Origin of the sequence: Cupriavidus sp. YAF13 (assembly GCF_052113425.1) — a bacterium.
Taxonomy (GTDB): domain Bacteria; phylum Pseudomonadota; class Gammaproteobacteria; order Burkholderiales; family Burkholderiaceae; genus Cupriavidus.
This window is the reverse complement of sequence record NZ_JBFRDD010000007.1, coordinates 191754-209140: the sequence shown is the minus strand read 5'-3', so window position 1 is coordinate 209140 and position 17387 is coordinate 191754. Positions and strand designations below refer to the sequence as shown.

The window sequence follows — 17387 nt, the reverse complement described above, 5'->3', positions numbered from 1 at the left end:
TTTCGCATTCACGCATTCACGCGTTCACGTCAAGACCGCGACACCAACCCACCGGATACCCGGAACCCTGGAGCCAAGCATGTACGACCCATTTGCAACCGACAAGCTGATTGACCTGTGGCTGACCGAAGACATCGGCGCCTGCGACCTGACGGTCCACACCATGATCGAGAAGGGCGAGACGGGTTCGTTCTATATGAATGCGCGTGAGCCGATGCTGATCGCCGGCGTGGATGTGGCCGCCCGCGTGTTCTCCCGCTACGATCCGTCGCTGCATGTGGACGTACGTGTCAACGATGGCGACAAGGTCGCCAAAGGCGCCATCCTGATCGCCGTGAGCGGCTCCGCGCGCAGCGTGCTGACCGCTGAGCGCACGGCGCTGAACATCATGCAAAGGCTGTGCGGGATCGCCAACCATACCGCCCGCTACGTGGAGGCGATTGCCGGCACCAAGGCGCGCCTGATCGACAGCCGCAAGACCACGCCGGGGCTGCGCGTGCTGGAGAAGCACGCGGTAACCTGCGGTGGCGGCCTGAACCACCGGCTGGGACTCGATAACGGCGTGATGATCAAGGACAACCATATCGCCGTGTGCGGCAGCATCGCCGCCGCCGTGGAGCGCGCGCGCCGGCAACTGCCGGTGCTGACCAAGCTGGAAGTGGAATGCGACCGGCTGGACCAGGTGCATGAAGCCCTGAAGGCAGGCGTCGACGTGATCATGCTGGACAACATGTCCGTGGCCGACATGCGCGAAGCCGTTGCCATCGTCAACGGGCGCACCAAGGTGGAGGCGTCCGGCGGCATCAACCTGGAGACCATCCGCCCCATCGCCGAGACTGGCGTTGACTACATCTCCACCAGCAAGATCACCCAGTCCGCGCCGGCCGTGGATATCGGGCTGGACGATGCGGTGTGAAGAGGCGGTGTAAAGATACCGTGTGAGAGCTACCGTGTGAGCGGGAGCCACTCCTTCCCGCCACGTTGACGCGCGCCCGGCTGCTGCCTGGCGCGCTTTTTTCATGCCGCGCTTGCCGCCGGCGCCAGCGCCGGCACTGGCTCAAAGATCCGCCAGCAGCCGCCCCAGTTCGCGCGTCGACGGCATGCGCCGTGCCGTGCCCTGCGCCTGTTCCTCGTCCTTCGCCAGGTTGCGGTTGATGGCAATCAGCACCTTGCGCGCAATCGCGACATCCTCGGCCGAGACCCCCTCCACGCTGATCGCATTGACCTCCTCGGCCAGCGGCACCAGCTTGCGCTTTAGGGCGCGTCCCGTCTTGGTCAGAAACACATGGACATTCTTCTTGTTGCCGGGCAGATGCGTGCGCTCGATATAGCCCAGCGCTTCCAGCGCCTTGACCGCCGCGAACGTGGTCGGCTCCGTGACGCCCGCCAGGTCGCTCAGCTCGCGCTGCGACAAACCATCGTGATCCCAGAGGATCCGCAGGATGGTCCAGTGCCCATAGGAGACCGTGTGTTCGGCCAGGCGCATCTGCAGGGCGCGGATATACGCCCGGGCAGCGTCCTTCACCATATGCGCCAGGCGCTCGTTGGCGATGTCGCCTGGCTGGGCGGGCGCCTGCGTTTCAGTCAATTTTGATGTGGCCATAAGACGGTGTGGGAGTCCTTGTCGGCGCCGGCCATGCCCGCGCCCGATGATGGAAAACATGATAACGCGTTAGCAAAGCAGCCGGATCTTCCGCCACGCCGGGTCTCTCGCCGGATATTCGCCTGCCAATCATTTTTCCGCGTCCCAATGTAGTGCTCACTACATCAGTGCGGGCTTGCGCCACGACGAAGCAGCAACGCACCCGCAGAGGGATTTCCCCGCTAGACATTGCTGGAATCTCCGCCAAAGGCCGCGGATACGGCCCTTTCCGGCTATGGCCTGACTCTTGCATATTCTTAGATGTCGAACTTATCTTGACAAGGTTTCATCAGGTGCTAGCATTGCCTTTGTACTTCGATATCTAAGCATATTGCCTGAGGACGTACGCGGCACAGTCGACGCACAGTCGACGAAATGGGACCAAGAGAAAGCATAGGATGACCATGAAAACCCCCGAGACCTGGAACGACACATGCACAAGCAGCCTGGAAGCCTCCCGCTATCTGAACCGCGTCGGGCCATCGGCTTTGGCGACGGCCTCCACCGCGCGCGATAAGCCCATGCCAGCTGCCGGCACCTTCTTCCTCGTGGTTGGCCCCAGCGGCGCGGGCAAGGACTCGCTGATGGACGGCGCCAGGGCCGCGCTGCTGGCCGATCCCCGCTATGTGTTTGCCAGGCGCGTCATCACCCGGCCAACGGGCTCGCCGGGCGAGGACCACGAGGGCGTGACGGAGGCCGAATTCTCGGCGCGCGAGGCGGCCAACGCCTTCCTGATCACGTGGGCTGCGCATGGCTTGCGCTATGGCTTGCCGGCCAGCTTGCTCGGTGAGCTGGAGCGTGGCCGGCATGTCATCGCCAACGGCTCGCGCGGCATTGCGGCAGCGCTGGCTGGCCAGTTGCACAACTTCGTCGTCATCCATGTCACGGCGCCGCTGCAGGTGCTGGCGCAGCGCATTGCCGCGCGCGGACGCGAATCCGGTGACGCGGTGCTGCGCAGGCTCGAGCGCATGCCCGATCCGATCCCGGCCGGCGTGGCGAGCGTCTGCGTATCGAACGACGCTGCCATGGCGGTGGGCATTGCGCGCTTTCTCGAAGCGCTGCGCACGGCGTCGACGCCGCTCAAGGCCAGACGCATGCCGATCGCCGCCGGCGACGCGCACATTGCCTATGTGTCGCCCGCCAATGCCGCGGGCCAGGCCCGCATGGCCGTGCGCTCCGGAACGGCCGAGATCCCCGCGGCCTTGCATGTGGTCGAGAGCCCGGACTGGCTGCAGGAAGAAGAAATCGGCCTGTCCGATGCCCTCTTCGAGCGCCTGGGCGTTGCCCCCGGCGGCACCGTGCGCCTGCGCCGGATTCCCGGCCCCGTCAGCCGCGATGTGCTGCGCAAGAAGCTGCGCGGCGATGCCTTGAGCGAGGCCGAGTACGAAGCCGTGCTATGCGATGCGGTGGAGAGCCGCTATACGGAGATCGAGCTGACCGCGTTCCTGGTGGCTGCCTCGCAGCACCTCACCGATGCGGAAGTGGTCAGCGTCGCGCGTGCCCGCACGCGCTTTGCCCCCAGGATCGGCTGGGACGAACCCATCGTGGTGGACAAGCACTCCATGGGTGGCGTGCCGGGCAGCCGTATCACGCTGATCGTCGTGCCGATCGTCGCGGCGTTCGGGCTCGCGATGCCCAAGACCTCGTCGCGGGCGATCACTTCCGCGGCCGGCACCGCCGAGGCCATGGAGACGGTGGCGCGAGTGGACCTGGACATCGACGACGTGCGCCGTTGCGTGGAGCAAGCGCGGGCCTGCATTGCCTGGAACGGCCGCCTTAATCACTCGGCGATCGACGATGTGATGAATGCCATCACGCGCCCGCTCGGCCTGGACGCCAACCGGTGGTCGGTGGCATCCATCCTGTCCAAGAAATACACCGCGGGTTCGACCCACGTCATCGTCGACCTGCCCTTCGGCCCGCAGGCGAAGCTCAAGTCGCAAGCCGAAGCACAGGCCCTGGGCGTCTTGTTCGAAGCGGTGGGCGCCGGGCTGGGCATGCAGGTGCGCGCGTTCGCGACGGACGGCAGCAAACCCATCGGGCGCGGCGTAGGCCCGGCACTGGAAGTGCGGGATGTGCTGCAGGTACTCAATGGCAGCCCCGACGCGCCCGCGGACCTGCGCGAGAAGGCCTTGTTCTTTGCCGGACAGATTCTGGCGTTCGACCCGGCCGTGGGCTCTCCCGCCGAGGGGCGGCGGATTGCCGGCGAATTGCTTGCCTCCGGGGCCGCAAGCGCCGCATTCGACCGGATCGTGGCCGCGCAGGGCGCAAGGGCAGCGCCGGATGCACCGGGCAACCATGTCCACACCGTACCGGCCAGCACAGCGGGCGTCGTCGCGGACATCGACGGCTTTGCCATCGCCGGCATTGCGCGCGGCGCCGGTGCGCCGCGCTGGCCTGGCGCTGGAGTGGACTTGCTGTGCACGGTGGGGGATCGGCTCGTTGCGGGGCAACCGCTGTTCAGGATCCACGCCGAGACCGCCAGCGATCTGGAGGCGGGCGTACGGGCCCACGCTTCGGCAGAGCTCGCCGGGCCACCGGTTCGTATCCAGCCGGACTAGCAGCGCGTCCGGGCGCGCCGCCTGCACTGGCGCACTGATCTATCATTTCCTTCAACCGATGAGGCAACAAATGACATCCTTATCCGTGGTACGCAGTCTCGCATCGATCTCCTTGCTGGGGGTCACGCTGTTCGGCCTGCCCGCGCAGGCGAGCGCCAATATCGGCGGCGACTTTCCACAAAAGCCGATCCGGCTGGTGGTGACGTTCCCGGCGGGCGGGGGAACCGACACGCTGGCGCGGGTGATCGGCTCGGAGGTGGGCCGCAGCCTGGGCCAGCCCGTGGTGGTCGACAACCGGCCGGGCGCCAGCGGCAATATCGGCGCCGAGTACGTCGCCAAGAGCCCGTCGGACGGCTACACCTTGCTGGTGGTCAACAGCAGCTTTGCCATCAACCCCGGTGTGTTCCGCAACCTGCAGTTCGATCCAGGCAAGGACTTCAGCGCGGTGATCTCCGTGGCGTCCGTGCCATCCGTCATCGCCGTACCCGTTTCTTCCAAGATCCAGACGTTCAATGACCTGCTCGCAGCTGGGCGCTCGGGCAAGCCGCCGACGTACGCCTCCTGCGGCAACGGCACGCCCCAGCACCTTGCCGGCGAACTGCTCAAGATCTCGGCCAGGATCGACCTGCTGCACGTGCCTTATAAGGGTTGCGCGCCTGCGCTCGCCGACGTGCTGGGCGGCCAGGCCGACGTCAGCATCAACACCCTCAGCAACACGGTGCCTTACCTCAAGGCCAACAAGCTGCGCGCGCTGGCCGTCACGTCAAAAGGCCGGTCGCCGCTGCTGCCCGACGTGGCCTCGGTGAGCGAGCTTGGGGTCAGTGGCTATGACGTCGACCAGTGGTTTGGCATCCTGGCCCCGGCGCACACGCCGCCGGACATCGTGCAGAAGCTCAACGCGGCCATCGCCAAGGCCGTCGCCAAACCCGAGGTCAAGGCCAATCTCGCCCAACTGGGATTTGCCACCGCCAGCAGCACCCCGGCGGAATTCCAGAAAGTGGTGAACACCGATATCGAGCGCTGGAAGAAGCTCGCCGCGCAGATCGGCCTGCGGGTCGACTAAGACCCGCAAGAAGCAAAGAAAAACTAACAGAAGAAGCCGACAGAAGCCTGCTAAAGCTCGCCAAGGCCAACTGAGACCCACGGGGCAACGCGCGCCGCCCGCCCCACCCAATCCCATTGCTGCACCGCTACGCCACGGCCATCACGGATCCCGTGCGACCGCTTGCGCCTTGCGTTTGCACCTGCCGTAAGGAAAAGACATGAAGGAAATGAAGGAAATGAAGGCAATGAAGGCAATCAAGGCAATGAAAGACATCCCCCGCCTGACGCCCGGATACGCGTTCGCCATCGCAGCACTCACCCTGTCCGCCCCCGCCTGGGCGCAGTCCGGCCTGGTGCTCTATGGCGTTGCCGACGTCGGCATCGAGTACCTCACCCACGCCGACGCCAGCGGTAACGCCCTCGCCCGGATGGCTTCGGGCAACCTGTCCGGCTCGCGCTGGGGCCTGCGCGGCACGGAAGACCTCGGCGGCGGCACCAGCGCGCTGTTCGTGCTCGAGAGCGGCTTCGATATCGATGCGGGCACGCTGGGCCAGGCCGGCCGGCTGTTTGGGCGGCAGGCCTACGCCGGGTTGAACACGCCTTATGGGCGGATCACCGCGGGCCACCAGAACAACCTGCTCTACGACATCCTGATCAACTACGACGCCATGGCCATCGCGCCGCGCTACTCCGCGTTCCTGATGGATAGCTCACTCGCGGGACGCTATGACAACGCCGCCAAGTACGTAGTGAAGTTCGGCGGGCTGACGGCCAGCGCGATGTACGCGTTCGCGCGCGGGACCTCCGTAACCACCGGCACCACCAGCACCATCACGGGCGAGACCGCCGGCAACGCACGGAACGACCGCGCCTGGAGCACCGCTCTGGAATACGCCACGGGCAACGCCGGGGCCACGATCATCTACGACCAGCAGCAGGGCACCACCGGCCTGTCCGGCCAAAACCCGGCGCAGCGCGACCGGCGCATCGCCGTAGCCGGCAGCTATGCATTCGCTCGCGCCAAGGTGTTCGCGGGCTATCGCTGGCTGAGCGGCGACATTGGCAGCACCCCTACCGTGGCGGCGCGCCGGAACGACCTGTTCTGGCTCGGCGCGAGCTATGCGTTTACGCCAGCGCTGACGTTGAGTGCGTCAGCCTACGTGATGAACGACAAGCGCAGCGCGCAAGATCCCTGGAGCCTGGTCGGCACGCTGGACTACGCGCTGTCCAAGCGCACCGATGGCTACCTGACGCTCGGATACGTCAAGAACAAGGACGGTTCGCGCGTCGGCCTGAACGGCATCCAGGCCAGCATCGGCCCCGGCCTGAACCAGCTTGGCGCGGTGGCGGGCATCCGCCACAAGTTCTAGCCCGGGCTAGGCTGCGGCACGGTGAGCAAGGCGCGGCACCCGCACAGGGTGCCCATATCGCCGGGCACGCCGGGCTCACCGGGCACAACCGAACGTTGGCTGACGTGCGCTTCGCGCGATGGCGGACCGCCGGCATTGTCGTGCGCCATGCATGCAAGCGCGCACTAATAGCACAACGGCGCGAAATCGAAACGCCCGCAGGCAAATCAGCTACAATAGGAACGATTTTCATTTACCAACCCTGGTGTGAGTTTGCCGACCGCGTGCCGTGCCTCGCGCCAACGGACTGGAAGCCACATGCGGTTGTCTGAACTTCCGCGGCGCACCGCCGCTGTCATCGTCTCGATCGATGACAATTCTCCTAACGATCCGGTAGCACGCCGCCTGCGCGAACTCGGCTTTGTGCCGGGTGAAGCCGTACAGGTCATCGCGCTGGGACCGTTCGGCATGGATCCCCTTGTCGCCCAGGTGGGCTTTACCCGGTTTGCCTTGCGCCGCGCCGAAGCGGCTCGCATTACCGTGGAAGCGCTAAGCGCCACCGTCTCCAGCATCACGCCGGCAGCGCAGCCCGACGCGCCCGCCGCCAAACGTTCCGCTGCCTGACCGGGCACCTGCCAAGAATATGTCTGTCGCCACCCCGACTTCCGCTTCCCAGCGTCCCGCATTGCGCGTTGCGCTGGTGGGCAATCCCAATTGCGGCAAGACCGCGCTGTTCAATCGCCTGACCGGCAGCCGCCAGAAGGTGGCCAACTACGCCGGCGTCACCGTCGAGCGCAAGGAAGGCCATTTTGTCTCGCCGGCCGGCCGGCAAGTGCGTGTGCTGGACCTGCCGGGTGCCTATAGCCTGCACGCAGCCAGCCTGGATGAAGCCATCACGCGCGACGTCTGCCTGGGCAAGCGCCCGGGCGAGCCGCGCCCGGACCTGCTGGTGTCGGTGGTGGATGCCACCAATTTGCGCCTGCACCTGCGCTTCGTGCTGGAACTGCGCCGCCTCGGCCTGCCGATGGTGCTGGTGCTCAACATGAGCGATGCCGCGGCCAAGCGCGGCATCCACATCGACCACGACAAGCTGGCCGCCGCGCTCGGCGTGCCGGTGGTCCGGACGATTGCCGTCAAGCGCGATGGCGCCGCCAGCCTGCTGGCCGCACTGGACGCGGCCTTGCCTGAAGTGCCGGCTGCAGCCCCCGAGCCGGCATCCGACCTGGACGTGCACCAGGAGGTCAAGCGCCTGCTGGATGCCGCCGTGACCATGCCGGCACGCACCGCGGCCATGGACGACCGCCTTGACCGCATCCTGCTGCATCCGGTGTTCGGCCTGATGATCCTGGCCGTGCTGCTGTTCCTGATGTTCCAGGCGGTGTTCTCCTGGGCCGCCCCGCTGATGGACGGCATCGAGGGCGGCGTGCACTGGTTCGGCGAGATCGTCGGCAGCCATCTGCCCGAGGGCATGCTGCGCAGCCTGCTGGTGGATGGCCTGATCGCCGGCCTGGGCGCCGTCGTCGTGTTCCTGCCGCAGATCCTGATCCTGTTCCTGTTCATCCTGACGCTGGAGGAGTCCGGCTACCTGCCGCGCGCCGCCTTCCTGCTCGACCGCCTGATGATGGGGGCCGGCTTGTCCGGCCGCTCCTTTATCCCGCTGCTCTCCAGCTTTGCCTGCGCGATTCCCGGCATCATGGCCACGCGTACCATCCAGGACCCGCGCGACCGCCTCGCGACCATCCTGGTGGCCCCGCTGATGACGTGCTCCGCGCGCCTGCCCGTGTACGCCCTGCTGATCGGCGCCTTCATCCCGGCGCGCACGGTGATGGGGATGTTCAACCTGCAGGGCCTGGTGCTGTTCGTCCTCTATGTGGCGGGCATCGTGAGCGCGCTGGTGGTGGCGTACGTGCTGAAGTATTTCCGCCGCGACCGCACCGACCACCCGCTGATGATGGAGCTGCCCTCGTACCGCATCCCCAATGCGCGCGACGTGGCGATCGGCCTGTGGGAGCGTGCCCGCATCTTCCTGTCCCGCGTGGGCAAGGTGATCCTGACGCTGACGGTGCTGCTGTGGTTCCTGGCCACGTTCCCGTCGCCGCCGGACGGCGCCACCGCCCCGGCCATCGACTACAGCTTCGCCGGCATGATCGGCCGGGCGCTGGAGCATGTTTTTGCCCCGATCGGCTTCAATTGGCAGATCTGCATCGCGCTGGTGCCGGGCCTGGCCGCGCGCGAAGTCGCCGTGGGCGCGCTGGCCACCGTCTATGCGCTGTCCGGCAGCGAGGACGCGATGGCCAGCCAGCTGGTGCCGATGATCGCCGCGCAATGGTCGCTCGCCACGGCGCTCTCGCTGCTGGCCTGGTACGTGTTCGCGCCGCAATGCATCTCCACGATGGCGGTGATCCGGCGCGAAACCGGCTCCTGGAAGGTGATGGCCGCCTCGACGGCCTACCTGGCAAGCCTGGGCTACCTGGCTGCCTTTGCCACGTACCGCATCACCCTGATGCTGAGCTAAAGCGAGGACATTGCCGCCATGAGCCTTTACCACGCCTTTGAAACCCTGCTGGTGCCGCTGATCGTGCTGGCCTGCACGCTCTCCGTGCTGGCGCGCTATGCACCGCGCACCCGTGAACGGATCAAGAGCGGGCTGGCGGCGCGCCTGGGTGGCACCGCGGCCACCGGCTGGCGCCAGCGTGCGGTGGCCTGGCTGGCACCGCAGGCAGCGGCCGGCTGCGCCAGCGGCTGCGACAGCGGCGGCTGCAATACCTGCAGCTCCAGCACCACCGACAGCGCGCAGCAAGTGCCCGCCCAACAGGCCGGCGAGCAGGTCATCCGCTTCGTGGCCAAGCGCTGATACGCCCCAAAACCCATCGCTGGCCACGTTTTTGATCCACGCAGAAACGGGTACGCTTTGGGTTCGCCGCGCTGGTTCACAGCGTCTTCGGCACCGCCTCCCTCCCTCTTTCCCTCCTCGCCGGCATCTGCGCGGCACGATCTCCATCAACAACGACGCCCGGCAGGAACACATGCCGGGCGCCGCATCAGCTCACCGTTCCCGGAATCGTGATGGAAATCGGCTGCGGTTCAGATCCGCAGGGGACTCGGCGCACTCGTCCCGCTCGTCCTTGACGCCCTTTCGCGTTCTCGACTATTCTTGCCGGATGCCGGCCGCTGAAAAGCGGGCTCGGCATGCATGACAAATACAAGTACCAGTACATGTGCAAGTGATCGAGGCACCTTGCGTAAGCCGCGTCATCCGCACCGCTCACACACACCACGCAATGCACCAAGCCACCTGCTTTCACCGCCGCGCCGCCGATGCCTCCCGCATCGCTGCAGCCGCGCGCGTGCCGGCAGCAGGTCGCGCGCTGGGTACCGCCATTGCTCCCGTTGCACCGGCCCTGTCGGCGCCGCGTCTTTCCTCCTCGCTACTGCTAGACCTACTGATCGGTTGCCGGGCCTAGGGCCTAGTGGCAGTTCGGCAGCCTCGCGCCACCCTTTTTCCGCATTAGCTTTCCGACGCCTTCGCAGTTGAGCGCTTCGGCGCCCTGGCGATCTTGCGTCCTGCTTTTTGCATTCTGCTTTTTGCTTCTTGTGTCTTGCATCTTCCCGCGAGGAAGGAGAACCGTCATGATGTTGCGCAACCCCGCCACCAAATACCGCCCTGCCACCACCGTAGATATCGCCGACCGAACCTGGCCCGCCAAGCGCATCACGCGCGCGCCGGTCTGGATGAGCACGGATCTGCGCGATGGCAACCAGGCCCTGATCGAGCCGATGAACCCGCAGCGCAAGCTCCGCTTCTTCGAGCAGCTGGTCAAGATCGGGCTGAAGCAGATCGAGGTGGCGTTTCCCTCTGCCTCGCAGACCGATTTCGATTTCGTGCGGATGCTGATCGAGGAAGACCGCATCCCGGACGACGTGACCATCGTGGTGCTGACCCAGGCGCGCGAAGACCTGATACAGCGCACCATCGAATCCGTGCGCGGCGCCGCGCGCGCCGTGGTGCATCTCTACAACCCCATCGCCCCTGCGTTTCGCCGCATCGTGTTTGGTGCAAGCCGCGAGGAGGTCAAGGAGATCGCGCTGGCGGGCACCCGCCTGATCAAGGCGCTGACCGACGGCATGCCCGAGACGGCATGGAGCTACGAATACTCGCCCGAGACCTTCAGCATGACCGAGCTGGATTTCTCGCTCGAGGTTTGCGATGCGGTATCCGCGATCTGGCAGCCTAGCGCCACGCGCCCGCTCATTCTCAACCTGCCGACCACGGTGGAATGCAGCACGCCCAATATCTTCGCCGACCAGATCGAATGGATGCACCGGCATCTTGCACGGCGCGCGGACATCGTACTGTCGGTGCACCCGCATAATGACCGTGGCACCGCGGTGGCAGCCGCCGAACTTGCCGTGATGGCCGGCGCCGATCGCGTGGAAGGCTGCTTGTTTGGCAATGGCGAGCGCACCGGCAATGTCGACCTGGTGACGCTGGCGCTGAATCTCTACACGCAGGGCGTGGACCCCGGGCTCGATTTTTCCGACATCGATGAAGTGCGCCAGTGCGTGGAGGATTGCAACCAGCTCCCCGTGCATCCGCGCCACCCGTATGTGGGCGACCTCGTCTTCACGGCCTTCTCCGGCTCGCACCAGGATGCGATTCGCAAGGGCTTCGCGCAGCAGAAGGCGGATGCGATCTGGGAGGTGCCTTACCTGCCGATCGATCCGGCCGACCTTGGCCGCAGCTACGATGCGGTGATCCGCGTGAACAGCCAGTCCGGCAAGGGCGGCATGGCTTACCTGCTCGAACAGGTGCACGGCATCTATATGCCGCGCCGCCTGCAGATCGAGTTCAGCCGCGCGGTGCAGTCGATGACCGACGAGAGCGGGCTCGAAGCCAGCGCCGATGACTTGTATGGCTTGTTCAAGCGCGAGTATCTCGAAGATGAGGCGCCGCTGCGCTATGTGGGCCACCAGATGGTGTCCGGCAGCGACGGCCAGGTTGAGATCGAAGTGGCGCTGCTGCGCGATGGCGAAGCGCTCAGCGCGCGCGGCCGGGGCAACGGCCCGATCGATGCGTTTGTCAGCGGCCTCAAGGGTGCGCTGGACATGCCGGTGCGCGTGATGGATTACCACGAGCACGCGCTGTCAAGCGGCGCCAATGCTGCCGCGGCCTGCTATGTGGAAGTGCGGGTAGGAGACTCCGCCACGGGCTTCGGCGCCAGCATCGACGCCAGTATCGTCACGGCATCGCTCAAGGCCGTGGTGTCGGGCGTGAACCGCCACCTGCGTGCAGCCGGCCAGCCGCGGCGCGAGCAAGCCCTGGCCGATTGATGCCGCCCGCGTCCGGACCCAAGGCCTCGGCGCAGAAAAACCGGTGTGCCCCGCCCCCACGGGGCACACCCGGAAAGACGCCCTTGCGGGACGCCCACGACATGCTCGTTGCTTGACTGTGTGCACAGCGTAAAGCGGGCGCAAACTTGCTGCCACGAATATTTGCGCATGTCCTTAGAAGCCCGGCCCGGGATTGGAAATGCGAAAGCGCGCTGCGCGGCTCGCGCGCAAGCACCCCGGCGCGAGCGGGGACTGTCGCAACGCGGCGACGCATGCGCGTGTGCGCGCCACCGATGCCCATCTTCTTGCTCTCGGTCAAGGCTCGACCGGAAACGCTGCGCCACACTGTGCGTGAAGTTTCCTAAAACACGAGCCAACCATCATGAAGAAGCACCTGCCTACCCGTCTGTGCACCACCGCCATTGCTACCCTTGCCGTGCTCAGCGCCGTTGCCGCAACGCCCGCTGCTGCTGCCGATGAAGCGCAGGGCAACTGGATGGTGCGCCTGCGCGGCACCTATCTCGACATGGCCGGCAAGTCCGACCCGATCGGCGGCGTTGGCGCCTCGGACCGCATCACGGTCAACAACAAGTGGATTCCGGAACTCGATGTCACCTACTTCTTCACGCCGCACATCGCCGCCGAGCTGGTGCTGACCGTGCCGCAGAAGCAGAACGTCTACCTGGATGGCAACAAGATCGGCTCCTTCACCCATCTGCCGCCGACGCTGCTGGTGCAGTATCACTTCATTCCCAACGGCACCTTCCGCCCGTATATCGGCGCCGGCCTGAACTTCACGCGCATCTGGGGCGCCGACATTGCCAACAATTCGCTGTCGCTCGATAGCTGGAGCGTGGCGCCGGCCCTGCAGATCGGCATGGACTACAAGCTCACCAAGAACTGGTTCCTCAATGCCGACGTCAAGAAGGTGTGGCTGTCGAGCGATGTGAAGGCGGCCGGCGTGAAGGTCTCGAACGTGAGCCTGGACCCGTGGCTGTTCAGCATGGGTGTGGGCTACCGCTTCTGACGAAACGCGGAACGGCACGCCACCGCACAACGAGCGCGCGGCTGATACCGCGTCAGGCTCTGGCTGGGCGCGGGATCTGCCGCAATGCGTTGCGATTCAAGCCATAGAAGCGCGCGACCACGGCCAGCTCCGGGCCAGCATCAAGCAGCGCTTGCGCTGATTGCCGGCTCTGCAGTATCTGCGGGATGTTGGCGAGAAAAACGCTCGCCACGCCCGGGTCGAAATGCGTGCCGGAACCTGCCGAGACAATCGACAACGCATCGTCGTCGCTCATGCCGGGACGATAGCAGCGCGACTCCGTCATGGCATCGAAGGCGTCGGCCAGCGCCACGATACGCGCGGCCAGCGGGATCTCCTTGCCGGCCAGGCCGCGTGGATAGCCCGTGCCATCGAAACGCTCATGGTGATGGTGCGCGACTTGCGCCGCCAGACGCATCAGCGCGTCCGCGCTGCCCGCAAGTATGTTCGCGCCGATCTCGGCATGCCGCTCGATCACCTGCCGCTCTTCAGGGAGCAGCTTGCCAGGTTTGAGCAGAATGGCATCGGGGATGGCGAGCTTGCCCACGTCGTGCGCCGGCGTGACGAGCCGTATGCGCTCGCAGTGCGCCGCATCCAGCCCGAGCAGATCGGCAAGGCAGGCGGCGATCGTCGCGGTGCGAACGAGATGGCCCGATGCATGCGGGTAACGCAAGCAGCCAGCGAGCGTCAGGCTGGCCAGCGTCATAACCGCATGGGGATTCGTAGTCATGGTGCTGAAGCTGGGCGAAGCGCGAGATTCTATGCCTGCCAAGGCATATCGCCAATAGCCGATGGCGAACCGCCTTCGTGGCCGCGCATTTCGCCTGCCTAGCGGAACGCCGGCTCGTCAAAACTACGCAGCTTTCGCGAGTGCAGTTGCTCGGCACCGCCCTCGCGCAAGATGCGAATCGCCTCCAGCCCGATCGACATATGCTGGCTCACCCGCTGCCGATAAAACGCGTTGGCCATGCCGCGCAGCTTGAGTTCGCCATGCAGCGGCTTGTCGGACACGCATAGCAAGGTGCCATACGGCACCCGCAGGCGGAAGCCGTTGGCCGCGACCGTGGCGCTTTCCATGTCGATGGCAATCGCGCGCGACTGGTTGAAGCGGGCGTACAACGCCTTGGACTTGAGCTCCCAGTTGCGGTCGTCGGTGGAGACAACGGTGCCGGTGCGCATGCGGGTCTTCATCTCGTTGCCGGACAAACCCGTCACGCGCACCACGGCCTCTTGCAGCGCGACCTGGATCTCGGCGATAGGCGGCACCGGCACCCAGGGGGGCAGGTCGTGATCGAGCACGTGGTCGTCGCGCACATACGCGTGCGCCAGGACGTAGTCGCCGAGTTGTTGCGAGCGGCGCAGGCCGCCGCAGTGGCCAACCATCAGCCAGCAGTGCGGGCGCAGCACGGCAAGGTGGTCGGTCATGGTCTTGGCGTTGGACGGGCCCACGCCGATATTGACCAGCGTGACACCGAGATTGTCCTCGCGCACCAGGTGGTAGGCGGGCATCTGCGGCAACGCGCGCGGGCGCAGCGCGTCGTCGGGTTCGGCCTCGCCGCGCTCTTGCATCACATCGCCGGGTTCGACGAAGCGCACGTAGCCGTCCGCGCCTTGCGCGTCTTCGGCGGCCATCAGCGAGCGGCCGAGCGCAATGAATTCGTCGACGTAGCGCTGATAGTTGGTAAACAGCACAAAGCGCTGGAAATGCTGGGGCGCGGTGCCGGTGTAGTGATAGAGGCGCTGCAGCGCCAGGTCCACGCGCTCGCCGGGAAACATCGAGAGCGGCCAGGCTTCGCCGGGCACCGGCTCATAGGTGCCGTTGGCGATGGCGTCGTCGATGCGGCTCAGCTCGGGCAGCACGAACGAGGCTTCGAGCTCGCGCGCCTGGGTGTAGCTGATGTCCGTGGTGGAGGCTTCGATGACGAACGGCAACGGGATCGGGCGGCGGCTGACGCCGACCACCACGGGCACGCGGTGGTAGCGTATCAGGCGCTCGATCTGGTCGCGGTAGTAATCGGCCAGCAGTTCGGGGCGGGTGACCGTGGTGCCGTAGACCCCGGGGTAGGCAACCGTGCCCCAGGATGGCCGGCTGTCGGTGACCATGGTTTCGAGATTGACCGAGATGCCCAGGTAGGGGTAGCAGGCATGTGCCGCGGACGGCAGCGGCTGGCCCTGGGCGAAGGCATCGAAGCGCGCGCGGATCGCGCCGACCGAGGCATCGTAGATTTCACGGATGCGAGCCAGCGCCGCGTCGGCGTCGGAGAACTCGGCCAGCTGATCGGCCGGATGGGCGGAAGAGAAGATCGAGGCATTCATGGGAAACATGATACCCCGCTACAGAGCGGAAGCAACATGGCCTGCCGCAAATTGACGGGCCTTCGCGCGCTCGCTACACTGCCTGCAGTCTTTTTTGCGGCCCCGCGCCGCACTCGCCTCGTGACGCCCCCCATTAGAAGGGCAGCGCCGAGTTGCCGTATCTGCTTGCATTGGGAGCCCCGATGGAAATCCGCAATCTGCTGCCAGAAGAGATCGAGGCGGCCAGACAACTCCTTGCGGCCAACGGATGGGCGCAGCGCGTTGCCAACACGGAACGCTTCGCCCGGCTGATCGCCAACTCGCAACGGGTGGTGGTGGCGGTCGATAACGGAGAGATCGTGGGTTTCGCGCGGGCGCTGTGCGACGACATCTCCAACGGTTACCTGTCGATGATCGCGGTGACGCCGAGCCATCGCCGCCGCGGCATCGGCCGGGCGCTGGTGCGCCACATCGTCGGCAACGATCCCGATATCACCTGGGTGCTGCGCGCCGGACGCTCGTCCGAGGCGGCCTTCTTCGGGCAGCTCGGCTTTGTGCCCTCGCTGGTGGCCATGGAGCGCCGGCGCATCTGAGCCGGGCCCGGCGGGCTGGCCCGCCGCTCAAACCTTCATCGTGCACAACAACACATGGCCTCATCCACCGGTTGGTTTCATTGGGCGTTGCTGTCGGCCGTCTTTGCCGCGCTGACGGCGATCTTCGCCAAGATCGGGCTGGAAGGCGTCAACTCGGACCTTGCCACGCTGGTGCGCACGGCGGTGATCATCGTGGTGCTGAGTTTTTTCGTGGTGCTCACGGGCAAGTGGAGCAACCCGCTTGCGCTGTCGCCGCGGACCTGGATCTTCCTCGTGCTCTCCGGCCTTGCCACGGGCGCCTCCTGGGTGTGTTACTTCCGGGCGCTGAAGATTGGCGATGCTTCGAAGGTGGCGCCGGTGGACAAGCTGAGCCTGCTGCTGGTGGCGGTGTTCGCCGTGATCTTTCTCGGCGAACGCCCCAACTTGCGCGAGTGGGCCGGCATCGCGCTGGTTGGCGCCGGCGTGCTGGTGCTGGGGTTCAAGCGCTAAGAGGCAACCGCGGCACATGGGGTTGCATCCGCATCACCGGTCCGTGCGCAGCGGCCCGTATTCCACCGGCACCCAGGCGTAGCCCTTGCTCTCCACGCGCACATGGCCGATCCCCGGGAACGGCAGGTGGGCGCCCGCCACCCACAGCTTGCCGCGCGCGGCATCGGCGAAAATCTTCTTGCGCGTGCGCACCGCCTGCGTGCTGTCCACGTCGAACTCCAGCGCCACTTCCGGGCGGCGGAACTGCACCGCGTGGCTGTGCACGATATCGCCCCACACCAGCAGGCTTTGATCGCCTGACTTGAACAGGTAGCCACTGTGGCCCGGGGTGTGCCCGGGCGCCGGCACCGCGCTCACGCCCGCCACCAGCTTGTCGCCGGCGCCGAAGGTGCGCAGCCGGCCGGCGGCCTGGTAGGGGGCGACGGCGGCGCGCGCCATGGCGAACGAGGACTGCGCGTCCTGTCGCGCGCGCGCGGCGGTGGCTTCGTCCAGCCAGTAGCCCGCCTCGGCCTTGTCGGCATACACGGTGGCATTGGTGAAAACGGCCTTGCCCTCGGCCGTGAGGCCGCACGCATGATCGCCGTGCATATGGGTCAGCAGCACCGTATCGACCTGGGCGGGGTTGTAGCCCGCCGCGCGCAGGTTCTCGACGACGCGGCCCAGCGTGGGGCCGAAGCAAGCCGCCGTGCCGGTGTCGACCAGGATCAGGTTGGCGCCGGTGTTGACCAGGTAAGCGTTGACGGCGGTCTGCATGCCGGGCGTGGAGGCCACGAACATGCGCGCGAGCAGGCCCTGCACCTCGCCCGGGCTGGTGAACCTGAGCACCTTGGTGTCCAGGTCGACGTAGCCGTCGTAGAGCGCGGTGACCTCGAACTGGCCCAGCATCATGCGGTAGTAGCCGGGCACCTGCGTCCTCTGCTGGGCCGGCGGGGCCGCTGGCGGCTGAACCTGCGCCAGCGCGGGCAGGCCGGCAAGGGCAAGGGCGCAGACCATCGAAAGCGAAGTCAGGCGGTCAGCAAGGCGGGGCAGCGTCATGGG

At 66.2% G+C, this 17387-nt stretch carries 15 protein-coding genes; 11 read left to right on the top strand and 4 right to left on the bottom strand.

Annotation, left to right across the window (positions count from 1 at the left end; translation table 11 throughout):
• Positions 1-79: 79 nt before the first annotated feature.
• Positions 80-916, top strand: coding sequence for a carboxylating nicotinate-nucleotide diphosphorylase (gene nadC / locus AB4061_RS08545; RefSeq protein ID WP_441632710.1), 837 nt, complete (start codon positions 80-82; stop codon positions 914-916).
• A gap of 141 nt (positions 917-1057) precedes the next feature.
• Here the strand turns inward: nadC and AB4061_RS08540 are convergent, their stop codons facing one another.
• Complete coding sequence (locus tag AB4061_RS08540) at positions 1058-1603, bottom strand: MarR family winged helix-turn-helix transcriptional regulator (protein WP_441632708.1); 546 nt, start codon at positions 1601-1603, stop codon at positions 1058-1060.
• A gap of 560 nt (positions 1604-2163) precedes the next feature.
• Here AB4061_RS08540 and phnN point away from each other — a divergent pair.
• The 8 genes from phnN to AB4061_RS08500 all read left to right on the top strand — a co-directional run bounded on the left by phnN (position 2164) and on the right by AB4061_RS08500 (position 12954).
• Positions 2164-4203 carry a phosphonate metabolism protein/1,5-bisphosphokinase (PRPP-forming) PhnN gene (gene phnN, locus AB4061_RS08535; RefSeq protein ID WP_441632861.1) on the top strand — a complete coding sequence of 680 codons (2040 nt, stop codon included), beginning with the start codon at positions 2164-2166 and terminating at the stop codon, positions 4201-4203.
• Positions 4204-4273: 70 nt separating this feature from the next.
• A complete protein-coding gene (locus AB4061_RS08530; protein ID WP_441632706.1) occupies positions 4274-5266 on the top strand; it encodes a tripartite tricarboxylate transporter substrate binding protein in 993 nt (330 codons plus the stop codon).
• Positions 5267-5510: 244 nt separating this feature from the next.
• Positions 5511-6617, top strand: a complete 1107-nt coding sequence (locus AB4061_RS08525) for a porin (RefSeq protein WP_441632859.1) — start codon at positions 5511-5513, stop codon at positions 6615-6617.
• 297 nt (positions 6618-6914) lie between these two features.
• On the top strand, positions 6915-7220 hold the full coding sequence (locus tag AB4061_RS08520) for a FeoA family protein (protein WP_174426149.1): 306 nt from the start codon (positions 6915-6917) through the stop codon (positions 7218-7220).
• 19 nt (positions 7221-7239) lie between these two features.
• Entirely contained in the window at positions 7240-9111 is a 1872-nt protein-coding gene (feoB, locus tag AB4061_RS08515; protein ID WP_441632704.1) for a ferrous iron transport protein B, read from the top strand.
• Positions 9112-9129: 18 nt separating this feature from the next.
• Positions 9130-9450, top strand: coding sequence for a DUF6587 family protein (locus tag AB4061_RS08510; RefSeq protein WP_441632702.1), 321 nt, complete (start codon positions 9130-9132; stop codon positions 9448-9450).
• 779 nt (positions 9451-10229) lie between these two features.
• On the top strand, positions 10230-11927 hold the full coding sequence (leuA, locus tag AB4061_RS08505) for a 2-isopropylmalate synthase (protein ID WP_441632857.1): 1698 nt from the start codon (positions 10230-10232) through the stop codon (positions 11925-11927).
• 382 nt (positions 11928-12309) lie between these two features.
• A complete protein-coding gene (locus tag AB4061_RS08500) occupies positions 12310-12954 on the top strand; it encodes an OmpW/AlkL family protein (RefSeq protein ID WP_441632700.1) in 645 nt (214 codons plus the stop codon).
• Between the two features lie 52 nt (positions 12955-13006).
• Here AB4061_RS08500 and AB4061_RS08495 read toward each other — a convergent pair whose 3' ends face one another.
• Positions 13007-13702: an HD-GYP domain-containing protein gene (locus AB4061_RS08495; protein WP_441632698.1), complete on the bottom strand. Its 696-nt coding sequence runs from the start codon at positions 13700-13702 to the stop codon at positions 13007-13009.
• Positions 13703-13800: 98 nt separating this feature from the next.
• Positions 13801-15297: an AMP nucleosidase gene (locus AB4061_RS08490; protein ID WP_441632696.1), complete on the bottom strand. Its 1497-nt coding sequence runs from the start codon at positions 15295-15297 to the stop codon at positions 13801-13803.
• 173 nt (positions 15298-15470) lie between these two features.
• Here AB4061_RS08490 and AB4061_RS08485 point away from each other — a divergent pair, with 173 nt between their 5' ends.
• Together AB4061_RS08485 and AB4061_RS08480 are read left to right on the top strand one after the other, a co-directional pair.
• A complete protein-coding gene (locus tag AB4061_RS08485) occupies positions 15471-15860 on the top strand; it encodes a GNAT family N-acetyltransferase (RefSeq protein ID WP_441632694.1) in 390 nt (129 codons plus the stop codon).
• 54 nt (positions 15861-15914) lie between these two features.
• Positions 15915-16349: an EamA family transporter gene (locus tag AB4061_RS08480; RefSeq protein WP_150986453.1), complete on the top strand. Its 435-nt coding sequence runs from the start codon at positions 15915-15917 to the stop codon at positions 16347-16349.
• A gap of 33 nt (positions 16350-16382) precedes the next feature.
• Here the strand turns inward: AB4061_RS08480 and AB4061_RS08475 are convergent, their stop codons facing one another.
• Positions 16383-17384 (bottom strand): MBL fold metallo-hydrolase, encoded by a 1002-nt coding sequence (locus tag AB4061_RS08475; protein ID WP_441632692.1) that lies wholly within the window; start codon positions 17382-17384, stop codon positions 16383-16385.
• Between the last annotated feature and the right edge of the window lie 3 nt (positions 17385-17387).